Source organism: Pseudomonas sp. P179, from assembly GCF_000478485.2.
Classification (GTDB): Bacteria; Pseudomonadota; Gammaproteobacteria; order Pseudomonadales; family Pseudomonadaceae; genus Pseudomonas; species Pseudomonas aeruginosa.
This window is the reverse complement of sequence record NZ_KI517354.1, coordinates 4,028,544-4,053,555: the sequence shown is the minus strand read 5'-3', so window position 1 is coordinate 4,053,555 and position 25,012 is coordinate 4,028,544. Positions and strand designations below refer to the sequence as shown.

Here is a 25,012-nt window from a genome sequence, read left to right as displayed (position 1 = left end):
GGGGCTCGATCGGGCCCGGCTTTCCGCTATCATTCCGGCTTTTGATCCGACGAGATATCCATGCGCCGCCTGCTGACCCTGATCCTCCTGCTGGTCGCCCTGCCCGCCGGCGCGGGCCTGTTCGACAGCCGTCCCGGCGCCTCCCTCGGCGGCGGCCTCGATGGCGGCGGCTTCCTCAAGGTCGACCAGGCGTTCAAGCCCAGCGTCGAGCGCAGCGACGCGCAGCACGTGCTGCTGCGCTTCGTCAACGCCGAGGGCTACTACCTCTACCGCCACCGCTTCCAGTTCAAGGTCGAGCCAGCCCAGGTCAGCCTCGGCCAGGTGCAGCTGCCGGCGGGCAAGCAGCACCACGACGAGTACTTCGGCGATACCGAGGTCTACTACAACATCGTCGACCTGGAGATTCCCCTGAACAACCCGGCCCGGCAGCCCTATACCCTCGTGGTGACGTACCAGGGCTGCGCCGACAAGGGCCTCTGCTACCCCCCGGAAACCAGGCGCTTCGACATCGACGGCGGTGCCGCGCCGCCAGCCGCGAGCGACGCGGCCGGCAAGGGCCCGCTCGAGCACAAGGGCAAGCGCAGCCTGCTGTTCTTCTTCCTCGCCGGCCTGACCCTGACCTTCACCCCCTGCGTGCTGCCGATGCTGCCGATCCTCTCCGGAGTGGTCCTGCGCGGCCGGCCGGGCGGTGGTCGCGGCTTCGTCCTGTCGCTCGCCTACGTGCTGCCGATGGCGCTCTGCTTCGCCCTGCTCGGCGCGCTGATGGGCATGTTCGGCGCCAGCCTCAATCTCCAGGCGCAATTGCAGTCGCCCTGGGTACTGGTGCCATTCGCGGCGTTCTTCGCGCTGTTCGCCGTGGCCATGTTCGGCTTCTTCGAGCTGCGCCTGCCCGGCTTCATCCGCGAACCGCTCGACCGCCTGGCCGGCGATGCGCGCGGCGGCTCGATCCTCGGCGCGGCCACCCTCGGCGTGCTTTCCAGCCTGCTGGTCTCGCCCTGCGTCTCCGCCCCGCTGGCCGCCTCGCTGCTCTATATCAGCGCCAGCGGCGATGCCTGGGGGGGCGGCCTGCAACTGTTCGCCCTCGGCCTGGGCATGGGTACGCCGCTGGTGGTGTTCGGCGCCGGCGGCGGCGCCCTGCTGCCCAAGAGCGGAGCCTGGATGAACGGCGTGCGCAACGCCTTCGGCGTGCTGTTGCTGGCGGTCGCCGTGTGGCTGCTGGAGCGGGTGGTGTCCGGCCCGGTGGCGCTGATGCTCTGGGGCATGCTCGCCGGCGGCGCCGGCCTGGCCCTGGGCGCCCTCGAATTCACCCCGAAGAGCGCCGCACGCCGCCTGCTGCAACTGCTTGGCCTGATGTTCCTGACCTACGCGGTGGCCGCCTGGATCGGCGCCCTGCAGGGCGAGTCGGACCCGATCCATCCGCTGGGCCGCTCGGTGCCGTCGATCCATGCCGGGCCGCCGAGCACGCCCGGCGAATGGCAGAACCTGACCACCCCGGCGCAGTTGGACGCCGCCCTGGCCGAGGCACGTCAGGCCGGCAAGCCGGTGCTGCTGGACTGGTATGCGGACTGGTGCATCAGTTGCAAGGTCATCGAGCGCCAGGTTCTCACCGATCCCACGGTGCAGGCACGACTGCCGGCCTACCGCCTGCTGCGCTTCGACATCACCGAAAGCAACCCGGCCCAGCGCGGCCTGCTGGACCGCTACAACCTGTTCGGTCCGCCGGCGATCCTGTTCTTCGCCCCGGGCGGTGACGAATGGAGCGACTTGCGCGTCATCGGAGAGATCGACGCCGCCGGGCTCGCCGAACGACTGCGCCGGGCCGCTACCCGGCAGTGACATGCGCTGACATACTTCTGCCGCAATTGCCGGTCAACATGCGGCGATCTACTGCAATCTAACAGTGACTGGACAGTCATACGGAAATTCCGGCATAGTGCCCGCTTGCCGTTTGCAGCCTGTACAGGACAATCAACAAGACAATGGCGACCCTCCTCGTATTGCACGGGCCGAATCTGAACCTGCTGGGCACCCGCGAGCCCGGCACCTACGGTTCGACCACCCTCGGGCAGATCAACCAGGACCTCGAGCGCCGCGCCCGCGAAGCCGGCCACCACCTGCTGCATCTGCAAAGCAACGCCGAATACGAACTGATCGACCGGATCCATGCCGCGCGCGACGAAGGCGTGGACTTCATCATCATCAATCCGGCGGCATTCACCCATACCAGCGTCGCGTTACGTGACGCGCTGCTTGCGGTGAGCATCCCATTCATCGAAGTGCACCTGTCGAACGTGCACAAACGTGAACCTTTCCGGCATCACTCCTACTTCTCCGACGTGGCGGTAGGGGTGATCTGCGGTCTCGGCGCCACAGGCTACCGCCTGGCCCTGGAATCCGCCCTTGAACAACTTCAACGCCCCTGACCTCACTGGGAGTGCTAGCGCTAATGGACATTCGTAAAGTCAAGAAACTGATCGAGCTGCTGGAAGAGTCCGGTATCGACGAGCTGGAAATCCGCGAAGGCGAAGAGTCGGTACGCATCAGCCGCCACAGCAAGACCGCCGCCCAGCCGGTGTACGCACAGGCTCCGGCCTTCGCCGCTCCGGTCGCCGCTCCGGCGCCGGCAGCCGCCGCTCCGGCCGCCGCTGCCGCGGAAAGCGCCCCGGCCGCGCCGAAGCTGAACGGCAACGTGGTTCGCTCGCCGATGGTCGGCACCTTCTACCGCGCCGCCTCGCCGACCTCGGCCAACTTCGTCGAAGTCGGCCAGAGCGTGAAGAAAGGCGACATCCTGTGCATCGTCGAAGCCATGAAGATGATGAACCACATCGAAGCCGAAGTTAGCGGCACCATCGAGTCGATCCTGGTGGAGAACGGCCAGCCGGTTGAGTTCGACCAGCCGCTGTTCACCATCGTCTAAGCCGCGGGGAACCTGCGATGTTGGAAAAAGTGCTGATCGCCAACCGCGGCGAAATCGCCTTGCGCATCCTTCGCGCATGCAAGGAGCTGGGGATCAAGACGGTGGCGGTACACTCCACCGCCGACCGCGAGTTGATGCACCTGTCGCTCGCCGACGAATCGGTGTGCATCGGTCCGGCCCCGGCCACCCAGTCGTACCTGCAGATCCCGGCGATCATCGCCGCGGCCGAGGTCACCGGCGCCACCGCGATCCACCCCGGCTACGGCTTCCTCGCCGAGAACGCCGACTTCGCCGAGCAGATCGAACGCTCCGGCTTCACCTTCGTCGGCCCGACCGCCGAGGTGATCCGCCTGATGGGCGACAAGGTCTCGGCCAAGGACGCCATGAAGCGCGCCGGCGTCCCCACCGTGCCGGGCTCCGACGGCCCGCTGCCGGAAGATGAAGAAACCGCCCTGGCGATCGCCCGCGAGGTCGGCTACCCGGTGATCATCAAGGCCGCCGGCGGCGGCGGCGGGCGCGGCATGCGCGTGGTCTACGACGAATCCGAGCTGATCAAGTCGGCCAAGCTGACCCGCACCGAGGCCGGCGCGGCGTTCGGCAACCCGATGGTCTACCTGGAGAAGTTCCTGACCAACCCGCGCCACGTGGAAGTCCAGGTGCTTTCCGACGGCCAGGGCAACGCCATCCACCTCGGCGACCGCGACTGCTCCCTGCAGCGCCGCCACCAGAAGGTGATCGAAGAGGCGCCGGCCCCCGGCATCGACGAGAAGGCCCGTCAGGAAGTCTTCGCCCGCTGCGTCCAGGCCTGCATCGAGATTGGCTACCGCGGCGCCGGCACCTTCGAGTTCCTCTACGAGAACGGCCGCTTCTACTTCATCGAGATGAACACTCGCGTGCAGGTGGAGCACCCGGTATCTGAGATGGTCACCGGTGTCGACATCGTCAAGGAGATGCTGCGCATCGCCTCCGGCGAGAAGCTCTCGATCCGCCAGGAGGACGTGGTCATCCGCGGCCATGCGCTGGAATGCCGGATCAACGCCGAAGACCCGAAGACCTTCATGCCCAGCCCGGGCAAGGTCAAGCACTTCCACGCCCCCGGCGGCAACGGCGTGCGCGTCGACTCGCACCTCTACAGCGGCTACAGCGTGCCGCCGAACTACGACTCGCTGGTCGGCAAGGTCATCACCTACGGTGCCGACCGCGACGAGGCGCTGGCGCGGATGCGCAATGCCCTGGACGAGTTGATCGTCGACGGTATCAAGACCAATACCGAACTGCACAAGGACCTGGTGCGCGACGCCGCCTTCTGCAAGGGCGGGGTGAACATCCATTACCTGGAGAAGAAACTGGGTATGGACAAGCACTGATCCGTCAGTCGCTGCGCACAAGGGCTGCCTCCGGGCGGCCCTTGTCGTTTCCGCCTGCCGGCCGCCCCAACGGTGCTATCCTCGTCGCCCCTCCACCACCGGACTCCTGCATGGAACGCATCCGCCGCTGGTACCGCCAATCGCTGGCCGCCGCGACCGAGGCCGCGACCTGCTTCGCCCTGGGTTTCAGGGAAAGCCTGCAACCCGCCGCACTCTTCCGCTCCGCGAGCCTGTGCATTCTCGTCAGCGTGCTGTGCACCTGGCTGTTCGTGCATTTCTTCGAACCGATCATCCGCCTCTGCGGCTGGGCCGCGCTGTACACGGCATTCAGCGTGGCCAACTTCGCCCTGATCCCCAGCGGCTCGCTGATCGAGGCCGGCAGCGGTGGCCCGTACTTCGATCCGCTGGCGGCCTTCAACGGCCTGGCGGGACTGGCGCAACTGGCGTTCTATTTCGTCGGCTATGCCGCGCTGTTCTTCGTCGCCCTGTACGCCGCCAGCATCGTCTTCGGCATCCGCCTGGGCCTGCGCATCGGCCTGCTCGGACAACTGAAGGAACAGGTCCGCCAACGCTACCCGCGACTGGCACCTGCCTCCGGCGAAAGGATCTCGCTGTGGCGTGCCGCCGGCTTTCGCCTGGCACCCTGGCTGGGCGTTTCCGGATCGATCCTGGTCGGCCTGCTGGTTCCGCTCTACAACGGTGTACTCCTGCTGCTGGCGCTGGCCTACCTGAACATCCGCTTCCTGCTGCCCGCCACGCTGGCCGGGCTGGCCGATGCCGGCGAGCAGCTCGCCGTGCTTCGTGCTCGCCGCGGCAGCCTGTTGCTGTTCGGCCTGCTGATACTGCTCCTGGCGCTGGTGCCGCTGCTCAACCTGCTGCTGCCGGCGGTGCTCGGCGGCGGTACCTGCCACCTGGCCAATCGCGGCCTGGCGCAACTGCGCGGCGAGGCCACGGCAGAGAGTGGCAGCGCCGGCTAGCCTCAAGTAAGCTTGCGCGGTGGAAAACGGGTCGCCCCTGGGCGGCCCGTTTCGTTTACAGCCGCAACAGAGGTCGCCCCATGCCCTGGTTACAAGTTCGCCTGGCCATCACCCCGGAACAGGCCGAAACCTACGAAGACGCCCTGCTCGAAGTCGGCGCCGTCTCCGTGACCTTCATGGACGCCGAAGACCAGCCGATCTTCGAGCCGGACCTCGGCACCACCCCGCTGTGGTCGCGCACCCACCTGCTGGCGCTGTTCGAAGCGGACACCGACGAGACCGCCCTGCTCGCCCACCTCGCCTTGCTTACCGGCGGCGACCTGCCCGAGCACCATGTCGAGGAAATCGCCGACCAGGATTGGGAACGCAGCTGGATGGACAACTTCCAGCCGATGCGTTTCGGCCGCCGCCTGTGGATCGTGCCGAGCTGGCACGCCGCCCCCGAGCCGGACGCGGTCAACCTGCTGCTCGATCCGGGCCTGGCCTTCGGCACCGGCACCCACCCGACCACCGCGCTGTGCCTGGAATGGCTCGACGGCCAGGAACTGGCCGGCCGGCAGGTGCTCGACTTCGGCTGCGGCTCGGGAATCCTCGCCATCGCCGCGCTGCTGCTCGGCGCCGAACGGGCGGTCGGCACCGACATCGATCCACAGGCCCTGGAAGCCTCGCGCGACAATGCCTCGCGCAACGGTATCGAGCCCGCGCGGTTCCCTGTCTACCTGCCGGCGGACCTGCCGCAGCGACAGGCCGACGTGCTGGTCGCCAATATCCTCGCCGGCCCGCTGGTTTCCCTCGCCCCGCAACTGACCGGCCTGGTACGTCCCGGCGGCCTGCTGGCGTTGTCCGGCATCCTCGCCGAGCAGGCCGCGGAGGTCCGCGCGGCCTACTCCGCACACTTCGATCTCGACCCGACCGCCGAGCGCGAAGGCTGGATCCGCATCAGCGGCCGCCGCCGCGCCGATTGATGGCGCGCCGCCAGCCACCACTGATCCCGCCCCACTGCCTTCGTGCAAGAAGCTTGGGGTAGACTAGCCGCCGGATTTTCCCTACGGATCGCCGCATGAGCGAAAGCGTCATCACCCAATGTCCCCATTGCAGCACCAGTTTCCGCGTCAACGACGCGCAACTGGGCGCCGCCAATGGCGCGGTCCGCTGCGGCACCTGCCTGAAAGTCTTCAACGCCCTGCAACACCAGGTCGGTGGCGCGCCGCGCGCGAACGCTCCTTCGGCAGCCGAAGCGAAGCCGGTCGCCGCTCCGCCACCCGCGCCAAGCGTCGCGGCCGCCACCTCGGCCGCGCCCCCGGCAGCGCGCCCGCGCGACGAAACCCTGTGGATCCATGACGACCTCGACCTGGACAGCCTCAACCTCGACGAGGAACTGGCCAAGCTCGACGAATTCGAGCTGAACCAGGAATTCTCCAGCATCGAGAAGGCCCCGCGACCGGCGGAAAGCCTGCTGGCGCGCCGCGACGACGAACGCGATCCACATGACGAACGCTGGGCCGAGGCGCTGATCGCCGATGCCGAACCGGCCCAGCCGGCGCGCGGCAACCCGCGCCAGGAACCGAGCCTCGGCGAACCGCTGGCGGAAGAGCGGGTATCCTTCGTGCCGCTGCGCCGCGCCGAGGATCCGCCGGAACTTCGCCTCAGCCTCGATGACGACGATGACGACGAGCCCAGCCTCGGCAAGCGCCGCCACGGCCTGAGCGCCCTGGATGAAGACGACGAGGAAAGCGCCGAGGAACAGTCCGTCGCGCCCCTGGGCAGCGCCCGCAAACCGGACGAGGCGCCGGTCGAGAGTCTCGACCAGTTGCGCGACGAGCCGCTGCAACTGGCCTGGGAGAAGCCCCGGCGCCAATGGCCGCGGCGTCTCGGCTGGCTGCTGCTGATCCTGCTGGCGCTGGGCGGTCTCGCCGCTCAGTACATCGCCTACCATTTCGACGAACTGGCGCGCCAGGACGCCTATCGCCCCTGGTTCGCCCAGCTCTGCCCGGAAATCGGCTGCACCCTTCCCTCCAAGGTCGACGTGGAGCAGATCAGGAGCAGCAACCTGGTGGTCCGCAGCCATCCCGAATTCAGCGGCGCGCTGGTGGTCGACGCGATCATCTACAATCGCGCCAGCTTCTCGCAGCCGTTCCCGCTGCTGGAACTGCGCTTCGCCGACCTCAACGGCCACCTCATCGCCAATCGCCGCTTCAAGCCCGGCGAGTACCTCGGCGGCGAGCTGGCCGGACGAACGGAAATGCCACCGCAGGTACCGATCCACGTGTCGCTGGACATCCTCGACCCGGGTCCGAAGGCGGTGAACTACAGCCTGAGCTTCCATTCCCCGGAGTGACCGGAAAGACCTCCCCGGTCGCCGCCGGGCCGCTACGCCCACCCGCTCGCGCGGAGCGCCAGGCGCAAGTGCCGCTCGTCTTCCAACTGTAAGAACTAAGGAATCGGCTGTTCAGAATTTATCCAAAACAGCCTTTATCCGGTCATCCAGAGCGGGTATCATGCCCTCCCTTTTTTCGCAGCACCGCAAGACAGGGAAGCCCCATGTCGGTGGTACGCATCGGCCCATATACACTGCCCAACAGACTGATCCTCGCGCCGATGGCCGGGGTGACCGATCGTCCGTTCCGTCAGCTTTGCCGTCGCCTTGGCGCCGGGATGGTGGTATCGGAGATGGTGACCAGCGACGTCCGCCTGTGGAACAGCCGCAAGTCGCGCCTGCGCCTGATCCACGATGGCGAGGACGAGCCGCGCTCGGTGCAGATCGCCGGTGGCGATCCGGCCATGCTGGCCGAGGCCGCGCAGCGCAATGTGGAACTCGGTGCGCAGATCATCGACATCAACATGGGCTGCCCGGCGAAGAAGGTATGCAACAAGGCAGCGGGGTCCGCCCTGCTGCGGGACGAGGCGCTGGTCGCCGAGATCCTCGATGCCGTGGTCAGGGCGGTCGACGTACCGGTCACCCTGAAGATCCGGACCGGCTGGGACCGGGACAACCGTAACGGCGTCACCGTCGCGAAGCTCGCCGAACAGGCGGGGATCCAGGCTCTTGCGGTGCATGGCCGGACCCGCGCCGACCTGTACACCGGGGAGGCGGAGTACGAGACCATCGCGGCGATCAAGCAGGCCGTGTCGATACCGGTGTTCGCCAATGGCGACATCGATTCGCCGGAAAAGGCCAGGAAAGTCATCGAGCAGACCGGGGTGGATGCCCTGCTGATCGGTCGGGCCGCCCAGGGAAGACCGTGGATTTTCCGCGAGATCGACCATTACCTGCGGACCGGCGAGCACCTGCCGGCGGCGCCGCTTCCCGAAGTGCAGAGCATCCTGCTCGAACACCTCGCGGAGCTGCACCTTTTTTATGGGGAAGAAATGGGTGTGCGGATCGCCCGCAAGCATGTGGGGTGGTATCTCGCGACTCTGCCGGGCGCAAGGGAATTCCGCGCCCAGTTCAATCGTTTGCAGGACACGGATGCGCAGTGCGCCAGCGTCAGGCAGTTCTTCGCCGAGCGCCAGAACAACGGAACAGGGGTGGCCGCATGACAACGATGACGACCGAGACTTTAGTGAGTGGAACAACGCCCGTGAGCGACAACGCCAACCTGAAACAGCACCTCACCACGCCGACGCAAGAAGGGCAGACCCTGCGCGACAGCGTGGAGAAGGCATTGCACAACTACTTCGCCCACCTCGAAGGGCAGCCGGTCACGGACGTTTACAACATGGTGCTCTGCGAAGTCGAAGCGCCGCTGCTGGAAACCGTCATGAACCACGTCAAGGGGAACCAGACCAAGGCCTCCGAGCTACTCGGCCTGAACCGCGGGACCCTGCGCAAGAAACTCAAGCAATACGATCTTCTTTAAGAGCGGCGGCGGGCTCCGGCCAAGGGCGCGCGTCCCGGCCGGCACCCGCGGCCGGAAGCCAGCCCTCAGGACCCTTGCAATGACCGACCAAACCACCCGCCTGCCCATCCGCCGCGCGCTGATCAGCGTTTCCGACAAGACCGGCGTCGTCGACTTCGCCCGTGAGCTGGTCGCCCTCGGCGTGGAAATCCTTTCCACCGGCGGCACCTACAAGCTGCTCCGGGACAACGGCATCTCTGCCGTGGAAGTGGCCGACTACACCGGCTTCCCGGAAATGATGGACGGTCGGGTGAAGACCCTGCACCCGAAGGTGCATGGCGGTATCCTCGGTCGCCGCGACCTGGACGGCGCGGTCATGGAGCAGCACGGCATCAAGCCGATCGACCTGGTGGCGGTCAACCTGTATCCCTTCGAGGCCACGGTGGCCAGGCCCGACTGCGACCTGCCTACCGCCATCGAGAACATCGATATCGGCGGGCCGACCATGGTCCGTTCGGCGGCGAAGAACCACAAGGATGTCGCCATCGTGGTCAATGCCGGCGACTACGCCACCGTGATCGAATCCCTCAAGGCCGGCGGCCTGACCTACGCCCAGCGTTTCGACCTGGCCCTCAAGGCGTTCGAGCACACCTCCGCCTACGACGGCATGATCGCCAACTACCTGGGTACCATCGACCAGACCCGCGATACCCTAGGCACCGCCGACCGCGGCGCCTTCCCGCGCACCTTCAACAGTCAGTTCGTCAAGGCCCAGGAAATGCGCTACGGCGAGAACCCGCACCAGAGCGCGGCGTTCTACGTCGAGGCGAAGAAGGGCGAGGCCAGCGTCTCCACCGCCATCCAGTTGCAGGGCAAGGAACTGTCGTTCAACAACGTCGCCGACACCGACGCCGCCCTGGAATGCGTGAAGAGCTTCCTCAAGCCGGCCTGCGTGATCGTCAAGCATGCCAACCCCTGCGGCGTCGCCGTGGTGCCGGAAGACGAAGGCGGCATCCGCAAGGCCTACGACCTGGCCTACGCCACCGATAGCGAATCGGCGTTCGGCGGCATCATCGCCTTCAACCGCGAGCTGGACGGCGAAACCGCCAAGGCCATCGTCGAGCGCCAGTTCGTCGAGGTGATCATCGCGCCGAAGATTTCCGCCGCCGCCCGCGAGGTGGTCGCCGCCAAGGCCAACGTACGCCTGCTCGAATGCGGCGAATGGCCAGCCGAGCGCGCCCCGGGCTGGGACTTCAAGCGGGTCAACGGCGGCCTGCTGGTACAGAGCCGCGACATCGGCATGATCAAGGCCGAGGACCTGAAGATCGTCACTCGCCGCGCGCCCACCGAGCAGGAGATCCACGACCTGATCTTCGCCTGGAAGGTGGCCAAGTTCGTCAAGTCCAACGCCATCGTCTACGCCAGGAACCGCCAGACCGTCGGCGTCGGCGCCGGCCAGATGAGCCGGGTCAACTCCGCACGGATCGCCGCGATCAAGGCCGAGCACGCCGGCCTGGAAGTGAAAGGCGCGGTGATGGCTTCCGACGCCTTCTTCCCGTTCCGCGACGGCATCGACAACGCGGCCAAGGCCGGCATCACCGCGGTGATCCAGCCGGGCGGCTCGATGCGCGACAACGAAGTGATCGCGGCGGCCGACGAGGCGGATATCGCGATGGTGTTCACTGGCATGCGCCATTTCCGCCATTGAGTATCACGGCGGCTGAGCGCGATGCGGTCAGCCGCCCTACCCACGAATTTCACGCAGGGCGGATAACGCGGCGCGTTACCCGCCGTTGCGCCAGGAGAACCCCATGAACGTACTCATCATCGGCAGCGGCGGTCGTGAACATGCCCTGGCCTGGAAAGTCGCCCAGGACCCGCGCGTGGCGAAGGTCTTCGTCGCCCCGGGCAACGCCGGCACCGCCACCGAAGCCAAGTGCGAGAACGTCGCCATCGACGTGCTGGCCCTGGAGCAACTGGCCGACTTCGCCGCGAAGAACGTCCAGTTGACCATCGTCGGTCCCGAGGCGCCGCTGGTGGCAGGCGTGGTCGACCTGTTCCGCGAGCGCGGCCTGGATATCTTCGGCCCGACCGCCGGCGCCGCCCAGCTGGAAGGCTCGAAGGCCTTCACCAAGGACTTCCTCGCCCGCCACCGGATCCCCACCGCCGCCTATCGCAACTTCACCGAGGTCGAGCCGGCCCTGGCCTACCTGCACGAGCAGGGCGCGCCCATCGTCATCAAGGCCGATGGCCTGGCCGCGGGCAAGGGCGTGATCGTCGCCATGAACCTGGACGAAGCCGAAGCCGCCGTGCGCGACATGCTCGCCGGCAATGCCTTCGGCGACGCCGGCTCGCGCGTGGTGATCGAGGAGTTCCTCGATGGCGAGGAGGCCAGCTTCATCGTCATGGTCGACGGCCAGAACGTGCTGCCGATGGCCACCAGCCAGGACCACAAGCGCGTCGGCGATGGCGACAGCGGGCCGAACACCGGCGGCATGGGCGCCTACTCGCCGGCCCCGGTGGTCACCGCCGAGGTCCACCAGCGGGTGCTGGACGAAGTGATCTACCCGACCGTGCGCGGCATGGCCGAGGAAGGCAACGTCTATACCGGCTTCCTCTATGCCGGCCTGATGATCGACAAGAGCGGCGCGCCCAAGGTCATCGAATTCAACTGCCGCTTCGGCGATCCGGAAACCCAGCCGATCATGGTCCGCCTGGAGTCCTCCCTGGTCCTGCTGGTCGAGGCCGCCCTGGCCAAGGCGCTGGACAAGGTCGAGGCGACCTGGGACCCGCGTCCGACCGTGGGCGTGGTACTGGCCGCCGGCGGCTATCCGGGCGACTACGCCAAGAGCGAGGTCATCGAAGGCCTGGCCGAGGCCGCCGCGCTGGACGGCAAGGTGTTCCACGCCGGCACCGCGCTGAAGGATGGCCAGGTGGTCACCTCCGGCGGCCGCGTGCTCTGTGCCACCGCCATCGGCGAGAGCGTGTCCGCCGCCCAGCAACAGGCCTATCGCCTGGCCGAGAAGATCCGCTGGAACGGCTGCTTCTACCGCAAGGACATCGGCTACCGTGCCATCGCCCGCGAGCGCGGCGAGTCCTGACCGGGCCCAAAGCCGCGGGCGCCGCACGGCGCTTCCGCGGCCTATGCCGTTGCCACGGCCACTTGGCTATAATCCGGCCATTCACCTTCGAAGGGACTTCGCCGTGGTACGGCTTCGGATCGCCATAGGACTACTCGTCAGCTTCCTGCTGCTTCTGCTCGGTCCGATGTCGCCGGCGGTCGCGGACGACGCCGGCGTTTCCAGCGTTCCCCTGCAAACCACCGCCACCACCCCCAGCGTCAACCAGAACTGGCGCCTGCTGCGCGACGAGAGCGCGCAACTGCGGATCGCCGACGTCCTCCAGCGCAAGGAGCAGTTCCGCCCGCTGGCCAAGCGCTCCTTCATCTTCCCCGCCAGCCCCCAGGCGGTCTGGCTGCAGGTCCAGCTTCCCGCGCAGAAGGTGCCGAGCTGGCTGTGGATCTTCGCCCCGCGGGTGCAGTACCTGGACTATTACCTGGTGCAGGACGGCCAACTGGTGCGGGATCAACACACCGGCGAGTCGCGACCGTTCCAGGAGCGCCCGCTGCCCTCGCGCTCCTACCTGTTCTCGCTGCCGGTCGACGGCAAGCCGATGACCCTGTACGTGCGGATGACCTCCAACCATCCGCTGATGGCCTGGTTCGACCAGATCGACGAAGCCGGCCTGGTCGGCCTGGAGAAGCCCGCCTACGCCTTCGGCATGCTGCTCGGCGGCATGCTCCTGCTGCTGATGTACAACCTGATCCGCTTCGCCTACTCGCGCAGCGCCAGCAGCCTGTGGCTGGCGGCGGTGCACGCGGCGCTGGCGGTCTGCGCCGCGGCGAACCTGGGGCTGGTGGCGTTCTGGCTGCCGGGACTCAAGTTCAACCAGTCGCTGACCGCCGACCTCGGCGCCCTCGGCGCTGCGGTGAGCCTGCTGTGGTTCGCCTGCAGCTTCTTCCGCGGCACTGCGGAAAGCCGCCTGAACCGCCTCCTGCAAGGCGAGGCGCTGTTGATCCTGGCGGTCGGCGCGATCATCGCCTTCACCCAGCAACTCTGGTTCAGCTGGCTGATCTACCTGCTGGTGATCCTCAGTTCGCTCAGCGTCCCGCTGATCGCGGCCTGGCACTGGTATCGCGGCTACCAGCCGGCGCGCCTGATCGTTGCCGGGATGATCGTGTTCAACGCCGGCTTCATGGTGTTCCTGCCGGTACTGTTCGGCACCAAGCAACTCGATCCGGGCTGGCTGGTGCTCGGGGTGTTCAGCTTCGCCACCCTCGCCGGGCTGGTCCTGAGCGTCTCGCTCACCGAACGCCAGCGGCTGATCCAGCAGCTCAACCTGCAACAGCGCACCAGCGAGGCGGCGCACACCGCGGAATTGCAGACCAAGGCCGAGTTCCTGGCCAAGATCAGCCACGAGATCCGCACGCCCATGAACGGCGTGCTGGGCATGACCGAACTGCTCCTCGGCACCCCGTTGTCGGCGAAGCAGCGCGACTACGTGCAGACCATCCACAGCGCCGGCAACGAGCTGCTCACGCTGATCAACGAGATACTCGACATCTCCAAGCTGGAGTCCGGGCAGATCGAGCTGGACGAAGTGCAGTTCGACCTCAACGCGTTGATCGAGGACTGCCTGGATATCTTCCGGGTCAAGGCCGAGCAGCAGCGCATCGAGCTGATCAGCTTCACCCAGCCGCAGGTGCCGCGGGTCATCGGCGGCGATCCGACGCGCCTGCGCCAGGTGGTCCTGAGCCTGCTGGACAACGCGTTCAAGCAGACCGAGGAAGGCGAGATCCTGCTGGTGGTGGCCCTCGCCGACCAGGGCGAGACGCCACGCCTGCGCATCGCCGTGCAGGACAGCGGCCACCCGTTCGACGCCAAGGAGCGCGAGGCGCTGCTCACCGCCGAGCTGCACAGCGGCGACTTCCTTTCCGCCAGCAAGCTCGGCAGCCACCTCGGCCTGATCATCGCCCGCCAACTGGTGCGGCTGATGGGCGGGGAGTTCGGCATCCAGTCCGGCAGCAGCCAGGGCACCACCCTGTCGCTGACCCTGCCGCTCGACCCGCAGCAGCTGGAGAACCCCACCGCCGACCTCGACGGCCCGCTGCAGGGCGCCCGGCTGCTGGTGGTGGACGACAACGAAACCTGCCGCAAGGTGCTGGTGCAGCAGTGCAGCGGCTGGGGCCTGAACGTCAGCGCGGTGTCGTCCGGCAAGGAGGCGCTGGCCCAGTTGCGCACCAAGGCGCACCTGCGCGAGTACTTCGACGTGGTCCTGCTCGACCAGGACATGCCCGGCATGACCGGCATGCAACTGGCGGCGAAGATCAAGGAAGACCCCAACCTCAACCACGACATCCTGCTGATCATGCTCACCGGGATCAGCAACGCGCCGAGCAAGATCATCGCCCGCAACGCCGGGATCAAGCGCATCCTGGCCAAGCCGGTGGCCGGCTACACGCTGAAGGCGACCCTCGCCGACGAACTCGCCCAGCGCGGCGTCAGCGGCGTCACCAACTACCTGCAACCGGCCAAGGAAGCGCAGGCGCCGAGCCTGCCGAGCGACTTCCGGATCCTCGTCGCCGAGGACAACAGCATCTCCACCAAGGTCATCCGCGGCATGTTGAACAAGCTCAACCTCCAGCCGGACACCGCCAGCAACGGCCAGGAGGCGCTCAGCGCGATGAAGGCGACCCAGTACGACCTGGTGCTGATGGACTGCGAGATGCCGGTTCTGGACGGCTTCTCCGCCACCGAGCAGCTCCGCGCCTGGGAAGCCCACGAACAGCGCCCGCATACCCCGGTGGTGGCGCTCACCGCGCACATCCTCAGCGAACACAAGGAACGCGCGCGGCTGGTCGGCATGGACGGGCACATGGCCAAGCCGGTGGAGCTGTCGCAATTGCGTGAGCTGATCGCCTACTGGGTCGGCGAACGCGATCGCCGCCGCCAGGGCGACGCCCTGCCCTCCTGAGGGCAGCGACGTGCTCCGGCGCTGCACCCGGCCTCCGCCACGGCGGATAACCGCACGCGGTTATTCGCCCTACGCCCCGGTGGTCCCGGCTCCCGTAGGGCGCATGACGCCAACGGCGTTATCCACCGATACCGCCATTTCCGCCACGGCGGATAACCGCAAGCGGCTATTCGCCCTACGCCCCGGTGGTCCCGGCTCCCGTAGGGCGCATAACGCCAACGGCGTTATCCGCCGATACCGCCACTTCCGCCACGGCGGATAACCGCACGCGGTTATTCGCCCTACGCCCCGGTGGTCCCGACTCCCGTAGGGCGCATGACGCCACCGATACCGCCATTTCCGCCACGGCGGATAACCGCAAGCGGCTATTCGCCCTACGCCCCGGTGGTCCCGGCTCCCGTAGGGCGCATGACGCCAACGGCGTTATCCGCCGACATCCGGCCTCGTTGTCACATGCCACGCGAACCGGCATATTGCCAACCCGCCGGACATCGCACCGGCCCGTCGCACGCTATGCTCATGCCCACACCCGGACCGGAAGCGCCTCCATGCATTTGCTGTTCAGCGTCTACCTGAAGATGCTGGTGCTCTATAGCCCCTTCTTCGTGCTGTCCTGCTTCATCAGCCTCAGCCGCGGCTTCGGCCCGCGCGACCGCAAGCGCATGGCCTGGCGGGTGGCCCTGGCGGCGCTGATCGCCAGCGTCGCGCTGTACCTGTTCGGCCGCTACATCTTCATCCTCTTCGGTATCACCGCCGACGCCTTCCGCATCGGCGCCGGCAGCGTGCTGTTCATCTCCGCGCTGGGCATGGCCCAGGGGCGCGCGGCGGTGCAGAGCGACAACGTGCAGCAGGACGTGACCATCGTCCCGCTGACCATTCCTCTCACCGTCGGCCCCGGCACCATCGGCGCGCTGCTGGTGATGGGCGTCGGCCAGGGCTGGGAGGCCAAGCTGATCTCCCTGGTGGCGATCTTCCTCGCCTGCCTGACCCTCGGCACCACGCTCTATCTTTCCGACCGCATCGAACGCCTGCTTGGCGACCAGGGGCTACAGATCGTCAGTCGCCTGATGGGCCTGTTCGTCTGCGCACTGGCGGCGCAGATCATCGTCACCGGCCTGAAGGGTTCGCTGTTCCCAGGCTGAGCGCACCAGCCTGAGGCGGACGCCCTGGATGCCGCGCCCTGACGCACCGCGGTGGTGCCAGGACGGAGCGACGGCGTTCCCATGGACGCGCCGCCGGCGGCAAGGAGAGAGGTCAGCGCGACGCATCCCCTTCCGGTGCCCACGGCGCCTTCTCCCTCGATATCCGGCGAAAACCCGTTGAAAACGCCGCCTTCCCCGGCACAACCAGGCCTGCTCGGCATGCTTCCCCGGCGACTCGCGGCGCCTTTTCGCCGACCGATACCGGCCAGCGCCAAGAAGAGGCACAGCCTTTGCTCTGGAGCCTCGACGAAGAGATCCAGGCCGCAGTGCGCACCCCGCCGTCCACCGGACGGATGCCCGACGACAAGCACGACGCCTCCTGAAAACTGCCGCCCCGACCGCTGGTGAATGGAGAACAACACCAATGAAACGTCGCAGTCTGCTCAAGGCCTTCACGCTGTCCGCGTCCATCGCTTCCATGGGCCTGTCCTGGTCCATCCAGGCCGCCGAAACCATCAAGGTCGGCATCCTCCACTCGCTGTCCGGGACCATGGCGATCTCCGAGACCTCGCTGAAGGACATGGCCCTGATGACCATCGACGAGATTAACGCCAAGGGCGGGGTCAACGGCAGGAAGCTGGAGGCGGTGGTGGTCGATCCCGCGTCGAACTGGCCGCTGTTCGCGGAAAAGGCCCGCCAGTTGCTGACCCAGGACAAGGTCGCGGTGGTCTTCGGTTGCTGGACCTCGGTGTCGCGCAAATCGGTGTTGCCGGTGTTCGAGGAACTCAACGGATTGCTGTTCTACCCGGTCCAGTACGAGGGCGAGGAACTCTCGCCGAACGTCTTCTATACCGGCGCGGCGCCGAACCAGCAGGCGATCCCGGCGGTGGAGTACCTGATGAGCGAGGACGGCGGCGGCGCCAGGCGCTTCTTCCTGCTCGGCACCGACTATGTCTACCCGCGCACCACCAACAAGATCCTGCGCGCCTTCCTGCACAGCAAGGGCGTGGACGACAAGGACATCCAGGAGGTCTACACGCCGTTCGGCCACAGCGACTACCAGACCATCGTCGCCGACATCAAGAAGTTCGCCGCAGGCGGCAAGACCGCGGTGGTCTCCACCGTCAATGGCGACTCCAACGTGCCCTTCTACAAGGAACTGGCCAACCAGGGCCTGGAAGCCACCGAGGTGCCGGTGGTGGCCTTCTCCGTAGGCGAGGAAGAACTGCGCGGCATCGACACCAAGCCGCTGGTCGGCAACCTCGCGGCATGGAACTACTTCGAGTCGGTGAGCAATCCGGTCAACGAGAAGTTCGTCGCCGACTGGAAAGCCTACGCCAAGGCAAAGAACCTGCCGAACTACGGCACCGCGGTGACCAACGACCCCATGGAAGCCACCTACGTCGGCATCCACATGTGGGCGCAGGCCGTGGAAAAGGCCGGCAGCACCGAGGTCGACAAGGTTCGCGAGGCGATGGCCGGGCAAAGCTTCAAGGCGCCATCCGGCTACACGCTGGTCATGGACAAGAGCAACCACCACCTGCACAAGCCGGTGATGATCGGCGAGATCCAGGACGACGGCCAGTTCGAAGTGGTCTGGAAGACCCCCGAGCCGCTTCGCGCGCAACCCTGGAGCCCGTTCATCCCGGGCAACGAGAAGAAGCCGGAGCATGCGCTGAAGAGCAACTGAGTTCTGCCGTGAAGAACCCTGCCCCCCTGACCAGGCGTTCCCCTGAACGGAACGGGAACGCCCCGGTCGCGCGCCTAACGGCCCCCTCGTCCTTCAGGGAGAGGGCGGGGACCGGCCATACCGCACGTCGCCCAGGAACCCCAGCATGCCCCTTGCCCTCCTCACCCGCCCGCTCCAGGCCTGTGTCCTGGTCCTGGCCGCCCTTCTCGCGGTGACGGCCTACGCCGGACCGGCGCAGGACTTCGCCGCTGCCGACAACGGCGGTCGCGCCCACCTGCTCGAACACTGGGCGGCGACGCCCGACGCCGATCGCCTGGCCTTTCTCGAAGCGCTGCGCCACAACCGCATTGCGCTGGACAGCCGCCAGCAGCCATTCATCCTCGGCGCCGACCAGCGTTTCCAGGCCGCCGAAGGCGACGCCCTGCCGGACGGCGAGCCGAAGCCGCTGCGCCTGAACAATCGCCTGCGCGGCCTGCTCAACACCGCCCTGGCCAGCCACCAGTTGGTGGCCAACGAAGTGCCGCTGCGGCAGGCCGCCGCGCAGCAGTTGCAGAAAACCGCCAAGGCCGCGCAACGGCCGCTGCTCGAAGCGCGCCTGCGGATCGAGAGCGACGCTGGCGTGAAGGAAGCCCTCGGCCTGGCCCTGGCCAACCTGCAACTCGGCGATCCCGACCCGGCGCTACGCCTTTCCGCCGTGCGCCTGCTCGGCGAGTCCGGCGATCCGCTGGCGCGAACCCGCCTGGAGAACCTGCTCGACCCGGCGGTGGAACCGGAGGAAGGCGTGCGCATCGCCGCCGCCACCAGCCTGGCCCAGGTCAAGCGCCGGCTGCTGGTCGGCGACCTGCTCGGCCAGGCCTTCAGTGGCCTGTCGCTGGGCTCGATCCTGCTGCTCGCGGCGCTCGGCCTGGCGATCACCTACGGTCTGCTCGGGGTGATCAACATGGCCCACGGCGAAATGCTCATGCTCGGCGCCTACTCCACCTACGTGGTGCAACTGCTGTTCCAGCGCCTGGCGCCGGAATGGCTGGCGCTCTACCCGTTGCTGGCGCTACCGGTGGCGTTCTGCGTCAGCGCCGCCATCGGCATGGCCCTGGAGCGCACGGTGATCCGCCATCTCTACGGCCGGCCGCTGGAAACCCTGCTCGCCACCTGGGGCATCAGCCTGGTGCTGATCCAACTGGTGCGGATGCTGTTCGGCGCGCAGAACGTCGAGGTAGCCAACCCGGCCTGGCTGTCCGGCGGCATCCAGGTGCTGCCGAACCTGGTGCTGCCGTGGAACCGCATCGTCATCATCGGCTTCGCCCTGTTCGTGCTGCTCCTCACCTGGCTGCTGCTGAACCGTACGCGGCTCGGCCTGAACGTCCGCGCGGTGACCCAGAACCGCAACATGGCGGCCTGCTGCGGGGTGCCCACAGGGCGCGTGGACATGCTCGCCTTCGGTCTCGGCTCGGGCATCGCCGGGCTCGGCGGGGTAGCCCTGTCGCAGGTCGGCAACGTCGGCCCGGACCTCGGCCAGGGCTACATCATCGACTCCTTCCTGGTGGTGGTGCTCGGCGGCGTCGGCCAGCTCGCCGGCAGCGTCCTCGCCGCCTTCGGCCTCGGCGTGGCGAACAAGATCCTCGAACCGCAGATCGGCGCGGTGCTGGGCAAGATCCTGATCCTCGCGCTGATCGTCCTGTTCATCCAGAAACGCCCGCAGGGACTGTTCGCCCTGAAAGGGAGGGTCATCGATTGAACCAGCCACTCACCGTCACCCTCGCCCGCCGGGCCGGCGGCCGCGTCACCGCTATCGCGCTCGGCGCAGCCTTCGCCACGCTGCTGGCCATGCCGCTGCTGCACCTGCTGCCGGCGGACAGCGCGCTGCACCTCTCGGCCTACAGCCTGACCCTGACCGGCAAGATCCTCTGCTACGCCATCGTCGCCCTCGCCCTCGACCTGGTCTGGGGCTACGCCGGCCTGCTGTCCCTCGGCCACGGGCTGTTCTTCGCCCTCGGCGGCTACGCCATGGGCATGTACCTGATGCGCCAGGCCTCCGGCGACAGCCTGCCGGCGTTCATGACCTTCCTTTCCTGGAACGAACTGCCCTGGTACTGGGCCGGCACCCAGCACTTCCTCTGGGCGCTGTGCCTGGTGGTGCTGGTGCCCGGCGCGCTGGCCTTCGCCTTCGGCTACTTCGCCTTCCGCTCGCGGATCCGCGGCGTGTACTTCTCGATCATGACCCAGGCCCTGACCTTCGCCGGCATGCTGCTGTTCTTCCGCAACGAGACCGGTTTCGGCGGCAACAACGGCTTCACCGACTTCCGCAGCATCCTCGGCTTCCCGATCACCGCGCCGGGCACCCGCGCCGCCCTGTTCCTCGCCACCGTCGCGCTGCTCGCGGCCAGCCTGCTGCTCGGCTGGCGCCTGGCGCGAAGCAAGTTCGGCCGGGTCCTCACCGCGCTGCGCGACGCCGAGAACCGCCTGATGTTCTGCGGCTACGACCCGCGCGGCTACAAGCTCTTCGTCTGGACCCTGAGCGCGGTGCTCTGCGGCCTCGCCGGCGCGCTGTTCGTGCCGCAGGTGGGGATCATCAACCCCAGCGAGATGTCGCCGACCAACTCCATCGAGGCCGCCGTCTGGGTCGCCCTCGGCGGACGCGGCACCCTGCTCGGCCCGCTGCTCGGCGCCGGCGTGGTGAACGGCGCGAAGAGCTGGTTCACCGTGGCCTTCCCGGAATACTGGCTGTTCTTCCTCGGCGCGCTGTTCATCGTCGTCACCCTGTACCTGCCGCGCGGCCTGCTCGGCCTGCTGCGCAAGGAGAAGGAGCAATGAGGACCACCCCGCACCTGATGCTCGAACCGGCCTTCCACCCCGGCCTCGATACCGCCGGCAGCGGCCGCGACGCCATCGGCCTGGGCGCCGCCACCAGCGGCCGGCTGGACGCGCGCCACGGCACCATCCTCAGCCTGGAAGACATCAACGTCAGCTTCGACGGCTTCAAGGCCCTGCGCGACCTGACCCTGTACATCGGCGTCGGCGAATTGCGCTGCATCATCGGCCCCAACGGCGCCGGCAAGACCACCCTGATGGACGTGATCACCGGCAAGACCCGCCCGCAGAGCGGTACCGCGTATTTCGGCGACACCCTCGACCTGACCCGCATGAGCGAGGTGCAGATCGCCCAGGCCGGGATCGGCCGCAAGTTCCAGAAGCCCACGGTGTTCGAGGCCCTGAGCGTGTTCGAGAACCTCGAACTGGCGCAGAGGGCCGACAAGTCGGTGTGGGCCAGCCTGCGCGCGCGGCTCGACGGCACGCAGAGGGAACGCATCGAGGAGGTGCTCGCCACCATCCGCCTGCTGGAGTCGCGGCAGCGTCCGGCGGGTTTGCTGTCCCACGGCCAGAAGCAGTTCCTCGAGATCGGCATGCTGCTGGTGCAGGAACCGCAGTTGCTGCTGCTCGACGAGCCGGTGGCGGGCATGACCGATGCCGAGACCGAATTCACCGCCGAGCTGTTCAAGTCCCTGGCGCGCAAGCACTCGCTGATGGTGGTGGAGCACGACATGGGTTTCGTCGGCAGCATCGCCGACCATGTCACCGTGCTGCACCAGGGCCACGTGCTGGCCGAAGGCTCGCTGGCGGAGGTACAGGCCGACGAACAGGTGATCGAGGTCTACCTCGGTCGCTGACGCCAGCCATCCGCTCGGCGGGTAGCGCCTGCCAAGTGGCGCCCGTCGCGTAGGGCGAATGACCGCTCGCGGTTATCCGCCGAGCCAGGTTGGGAATCGCAGTGAAGAACCATCACGGGACAAATGGAAGAGAACCATGCTGCAAGTCGACAAGCTCCACCAGTACTACGGCGGTAGCCATATCCTCCGTGGCCTGAGCTTCGAGGCGAAGGTGGGCGAGGTGACCTGCCTGCTCGGTCGCAACGGGGTGGGCAAGACCACCCTGCTGCGCTGCCTGATGGGCCTGGTCCCGGCCCGCGAGGGCCAGGTCGCCTGGGAAGGCCGTTCGCTCACCGGACTCAGGCCGCACCAGCGGGTCCGCGCCGGGATCGCCTACGTGCCGCAGGGACGGGAAATCTTCCCCCGGCTGACGGTGGAAGAGAACCTGCTGATGGGACTGTCCCGTTTCAGCGCCAGGGACGCCCGGGCGGTGCCGGACTTCATCTACGAGCTGTTCCCGGTCCTGCGCGAAATGAAACAGCGCCGCGGCGGCGACCTCTCCGGCGGCCAGCAGCAGCAACTGGCGATCGGCCGCGCCCTGGCCAGCCAGCCGCGACTGCTGATCCTCGACGAACCCACGGAAGGCATCCAGCCTTCGGTGATCAAGGAGATCGGCACGGTCGTCCGCAGCCTGGCGGCGCGCGGCGACATGGCGATCCTGCTGGTCGAGCAGTTCTACGACTTCGCCGCCGAACTGGCCGACCAATACCTGGTGATGGCGCGCGGCGAGATCGTCCAGCAGGGCCGCGGCCGCGACATGGAGAGCGAGGGCGTGCGCGGGCTGGTGGCGATTTGAACGGACTGGGACACACTGCCGCTGGCGCAACCGGGGCCTGCGCTGGCAATCTCTATGCCCTCGTCTTTCCGCAGGAGGTCGAAATGACCGTCACTCTGCGCCCGGCCGTCCAGGCCGACGCGGGCTTCGCCGCGCTCTGCGTCGCCGCCGCCTATGCCCCGTGGATCGCGGTGATCGGCCGCAAGCCCTGGCCGATGACCCAGGACTACCACGAGGTGATCGCCAGCGACCGGGTCCTCATCGCCGAGCACGACGGCCAGCCGGTCGGCCTGCTGGTGACGCGGGAAACCGCCGACGGCTTCCTCGTCGACAACCTCGCCGTGCTTCCCGAATGCAAGGGCCAGGGCATCGGCCGACAACTGCTGGAGCGTGCCGAGCGCGACGCAACGAGCCTCGGCTACCGCTCGCTGTACCTCTACACCAATGAGCGGATGACGGAAAACATCGAGCTCTACGCCAGGGTCGGCTACCTCGAATACGAACGCCGCCAGGAAGAGGGATTCCGCCGCGTGTTCATGCGCAAGGCCCTGGCCTGACCCGACCGATGACCGCCGCCCTCCCCGACCTGAGCTTCCACCCCGCCTGGCACGCCCAACTGGAGCTGGCCTACGCCCGCGCCGGCGACGCCACCCGCCCGGTGACGCGGCGCCACTCCGGACCGCTGCGGGTGCAGAAGCACCTCTACGCCGAAGGCCCGGAAGTCTGCCAGCACATCCTCGTGCATCCGCCCGGCGGCATCGCCGGCGGCGACAGCCTGGCCTTCGACGTGCGCCTCGGCGAACGCGCCTGGGCCCAGCTCACCAGCCCCGGCGCGGCCAAGTGGTACCGCGCCGCCTGCCCGTCGCGGCAGACCCTGGAGATCCACCTGGAGCCCGGCGCCACCCTGGAATGGCTGCCGCAGGAAAGCATCGTCTTCGCCGGCGCCCAGGCCGAACTGGAAACCCGTATCCAGCTGCGCGGCGACGCCCGCCTGTTCTACTGGGACATGGTCGCGCTCGGCCGCCCGGCCAGCGGCGAGCGCTTCGCCAGCGGCCACTTCGTCGCGGCCCTGGACATCCGTCGCGACGACCGCCTGCTCTGGCACGAGCGCCAGCGCATCGACGGCGGCGACCGCCTGCTCGACTCGCCGATCGGCCTCGCCGGGCATCCGGTGCTGGCGACCCTGGTCGCCAGCGGCGAGATCGACACCGACCTGCTGCAACGCTGCCGCGCGCTCCCCTGCGCCGGCCGCGGCAACCTCAGCCAGTTGCCCGGCGGCCTGCTGGTGGCGCGCTGCCTGGCCGACGAGGCGCTGCACGCGCGAGCCTGGCTGATCGAACTCTGGCGCCTGCTGCGGCCGGCGCTGCTCGGCCGCGAGGCCGTTCCCCCACGCATCTGGAGTACCTGAGATGGACTTGTCCCCCCGCGAGAAAGACAAGCTGCTGATCTTCACCGCCGGCCTGCTCGCCGAGCGCCGGCTGGCACGCGGTCTCAAGCTGAACTACCCGGAGGCGGTGGCGCTGATCTCCGCCGCCCTGCTGGAGGGCGCGCGCGACGGCCGCAGCGTCGCCGAGCTGATGCACTACGGCACCACCCTGCTGAACCGCGAGCAGGTGATGGAGGGCGTGCCGGAGATGATCCCGGACATCCAGGTGGAGGCCACCTTCCCCGACGGCACCAAGCTGGTGACCGTCCACCAGCCCATCGCCTGAGGCCGGCCATGAGCGCTTCGATCCGCGACGCCGGCGTCGCCGACCTGCCCGGCATCCTCGCCATCTACAACGACGCCGTGGGCAATACCACGGCGATCTGGAACGAAACCCCGGTGGACCTGGCCAACCGCCAGGCCTGGTTCGACACCCGCGCCCGCCAGGGCTACCCGATCCTGGTGGCAAGCGACGCCGCCGGCGAAGTGCTCGGCTACGCCTCCTACGGCGACTGGCGACCCTTCGAGGGCTTCCGCGGCACCGTCGAGCACTCCGTCTACGTGCGCGACGACCAGCGCGGCAAAGGCCTCGGCGTGCAACTGCTGCTGGCGCTGATCGAACGTGCGCGGGCCCAGGGCCTGCACGTCATGGTGGCCGCCATCGAAAGCGGCAATGCCGCCTCGATCGGCCTGCACCGGCGCCTCGGCTTCGAGATCAGCGGGCAGATGCCGCAGGTGGGCCAGAAGTTCGGCCGCTGGCTCGACCTGACCTTCATGCAACTGAACCTCGACCCGACGCGCAGCGCGCCCTGAGCCCCAAGGAGCCCCCATGATCCCCGGTGAATACGACATCCAGCCCGGCGATATCGAACTCAACGCCGGCCGCCGCACCCTCGCCCTGAGCGTGGCGAACACCGGCGACCGGCCGATCCAGGTCGGCTCGCACTACCACTTCTTCGAGGTCAACGACGCCCTCGCCTTCGACCGTCCGGCCACCCGTGGCATGCGCCTGAACATCGCCGCCGGCACCGCGGTGCGCTTCGAACCGGGGCAGAGCCGCGAGGTGGAGCTGGTGGAAATCGGCGGCGGACGGCGGGTATACGGCTTCGCCGGGCGGGTGATGGGGGACCTCTAGGGCCCAT

23 protein-coding genes are annotated in these 25,012 nt (G+C 67.8%); all 23 read left to right on the top strand.

All coding sequences use genetic code 11. The annotated features are described in order from the left end of the window. Positions 1-60: 60 nt before the first annotated feature. The 23 genes from HMPREF1224_RS31100 to HMPREF1224_RS30990 all read left to right on the top strand — a co-directional run bounded on the left by HMPREF1224_RS31100 (position 61) and on the right by HMPREF1224_RS30990 (position 25,005). Complete coding sequence (locus HMPREF1224_RS31100) at positions 61-1,836, top strand: protein-disulfide reductase DsbD (RefSeq protein WP_003116102.1); 1,776 nt, start codon at positions 61-63, stop codon at positions 1,834-1,836. Positions 1,837-1,979: 143 nt separating this feature from the next. Beyond that, complete coding sequence (gene aroQ, locus HMPREF1224_RS31095; RefSeq protein WP_003095385.1) at positions 1,980-2,423, top strand: type II 3-dehydroquinate dehydratase; 444 nt, start codon at positions 1,980-1,982, stop codon at positions 2,421-2,423. Positions 2,424-2,446: 23 nt separating this feature from the next. After that, positions 2,447-2,917: an acetyl-CoA carboxylase biotin carboxyl carrier protein gene (accB, locus tag HMPREF1224_RS31090; protein ID WP_003110495.1), complete on the top strand. Its 471-nt coding sequence runs from the start codon at positions 2,447-2,449 to the stop codon at positions 2,915-2,917. 17 nt (positions 2,918-2,934) lie between these two features. Further along, positions 2,935-4,284, top strand: coding sequence for an acetyl-CoA carboxylase biotin carboxylase subunit (accC, locus tag HMPREF1224_RS31085; protein ID WP_003095391.1), 1,350 nt, complete (start codon positions 2,935-2,937; stop codon positions 4,282-4,284). A gap of 110 nt (positions 4,285-4,394) precedes the next feature. After that, positions 4,395-5,261, top strand: a complete 867-nt coding sequence (locus tag HMPREF1224_RS31080; protein WP_003112326.1) for an EI24 domain-containing protein — start codon at positions 4,395-4,397, stop codon at positions 5,259-5,261. An 80-nt stretch (positions 5,262-5,341) separates the two neighbouring features. Next, complete coding sequence (gene prmA, locus HMPREF1224_RS31075; RefSeq protein ID WP_003107506.1) at positions 5,342-6,226, top strand: 50S ribosomal protein L11 methyltransferase; 885 nt, start codon at positions 5,342-5,344, stop codon at positions 6,224-6,226. Positions 6,227-6,321: 95 nt separating this feature from the next. Continuing rightward, positions 6,322-7,599, top strand: coding sequence for a DUF3426 domain-containing protein (locus HMPREF1224_RS31070; RefSeq protein ID WP_010793723.1), 1,278 nt, complete (start codon positions 6,322-6,324; stop codon positions 7,597-7,599). Positions 7,600-7,802: 203 nt separating this feature from the next. Continuing rightward, positions 7,803-8,801 carry a tRNA dihydrouridine synthase DusB gene (gene dusB / locus HMPREF1224_RS31065; protein ID WP_003095402.1) on the top strand — a complete coding sequence of 333 codons (999 nt, stop codon included), beginning with the start codon at positions 7,803-7,805 and terminating at the stop codon, positions 8,799-8,801. Further along, the gene (gene fis, locus HMPREF1224_RS31060) at positions 8,798-9,121 is read left to right on the top strand and encodes a DNA-binding transcriptional regulator Fis (protein ID WP_003121116.1); all 324 of its coding nucleotides are present in this window, start codon (positions 8,798-8,800) and stop codon (positions 9,119-9,121) included. Before dusB ends, fis begins: the two co-directional genes overlap by 4 nt. Positions 9,122-9,200: 79 nt before the next feature. Beyond that, positions 9,201-10,808 (top strand): bifunctional phosphoribosylaminoimidazolecarboxamide formyltransferase/IMP cyclohydrolase, encoded by a 1,608-nt coding sequence (gene purH / locus HMPREF1224_RS31055; protein ID WP_010793722.1) that lies wholly within the window; start codon positions 9,201-9,203, stop codon positions 10,806-10,808. A gap of 103 nt (positions 10,809-10,911) precedes the next feature. Next, entirely contained in the window at positions 10,912-12,201 is a 1,290-nt protein-coding gene (gene purD / locus HMPREF1224_RS31050; protein ID WP_010793721.1) for a phosphoribosylamine--glycine ligase, read from the top strand. A gap of 103 nt (positions 12,202-12,304) precedes the next feature. Further along, positions 12,305-15,133, top strand: a complete 2,829-nt coding sequence (gene retS, locus HMPREF1224_RS31045; RefSeq protein ID WP_010793720.1) for a hybrid sensor histidine kinase/response regulator RetS — start codon at positions 12,305-12,307, stop codon at positions 15,131-15,133. A gap of 548 nt (positions 15,134-15,681) precedes the next feature. Then, the gene (locus tag HMPREF1224_RS31040; protein ID WP_003095417.1) at positions 15,682-16,275 is read left to right on the top strand and encodes a MarC family protein; all 594 of its coding nucleotides are present in this window, start codon (positions 15,682-15,684) and stop codon (positions 16,273-16,275) included. Between the two features lie 424 nt (positions 16,276-16,699). After that, on the top strand, positions 16,700-17,965 hold the full coding sequence (urtA, locus tag HMPREF1224_RS31035; protein WP_003105144.1) for an urea ABC transporter substrate-binding protein: 1,266 nt from the start codon (positions 16,700-16,702) through the stop codon (positions 17,963-17,965). 145 nt (positions 17,966-18,110) lie between these two features. Beyond that, positions 18,111-19,700: an urea ABC transporter permease subunit UrtB gene (urtB, locus tag HMPREF1224_RS31030; RefSeq protein WP_010793719.1), complete on the top strand. Its 1,590-nt coding sequence runs from the start codon at positions 18,111-18,113 to the stop codon at positions 19,698-19,700. After that, positions 19,697-20,776 (top strand): urea ABC transporter permease subunit UrtC, encoded by a 1,080-nt coding sequence (urtC, locus tag HMPREF1224_RS31025; protein WP_003105139.1) that lies wholly within the window; start codon positions 19,697-19,699, stop codon positions 20,774-20,776. Before urtB ends, urtC begins: the two co-directional genes overlap by 4 nt. Further along, complete coding sequence (gene urtD / locus HMPREF1224_RS31020; RefSeq protein ID WP_003105136.1) at positions 20,773-21,630, top strand: urea ABC transporter ATP-binding protein UrtD; 858 nt, start codon at positions 20,773-20,775, stop codon at positions 21,628-21,630. Before urtC ends, urtD begins: the two co-directional genes overlap by 4 nt. Before the next feature lie 136 nt (positions 21,631-21,766). Beyond that, on the top strand, positions 21,767-22,465 hold the full coding sequence (gene urtE / locus HMPREF1224_RS31015) for an urea ABC transporter ATP-binding subunit UrtE (protein WP_003105134.1): 699 nt from the start codon (positions 21,767-21,769) through the stop codon (positions 22,463-22,465). An 83-nt stretch (positions 22,466-22,548) separates the two neighbouring features. After that, positions 22,549-23,001, top strand: a complete 453-nt coding sequence (locus HMPREF1224_RS31010; protein ID WP_003121119.1) for a GNAT family N-acetyltransferase — start codon at positions 22,549-22,551, stop codon at positions 22,999-23,001. A gap of 8 nt (positions 23,002-23,009) precedes the next feature. Beyond that, complete coding sequence (locus HMPREF1224_RS31005) at positions 23,010-23,852, top strand: urease accessory protein UreD (RefSeq protein WP_003123539.1); 843 nt, start codon at positions 23,010-23,012, stop codon at positions 23,850-23,852. 1 nt (position 23,853) lies between these two features. Further along, positions 23,854-24,156, top strand: coding sequence for an urease subunit gamma (locus tag HMPREF1224_RS31000; RefSeq protein ID WP_003099389.1), 303 nt, complete (start codon positions 23,854-23,856; stop codon positions 24,154-24,156). 8 nt (positions 24,157-24,164) lie between these two features. Then, positions 24,165-24,683, top strand: coding sequence for an L-methionine sulfoximine N-acetyltransferase (locus HMPREF1224_RS30995; RefSeq protein WP_003146239.1), 519 nt, complete (start codon positions 24,165-24,167; stop codon positions 24,681-24,683). Positions 24,684-24,699: 16 nt separating this feature from the next. Next, positions 24,700-25,005 (top strand): urease subunit beta, encoded by a 306-nt coding sequence (locus HMPREF1224_RS30990; protein WP_003095450.1) that lies wholly within the window; start codon positions 24,700-24,702, stop codon positions 25,003-25,005. Positions 25,006-25,012: the final 7 nt, after the last annotated feature.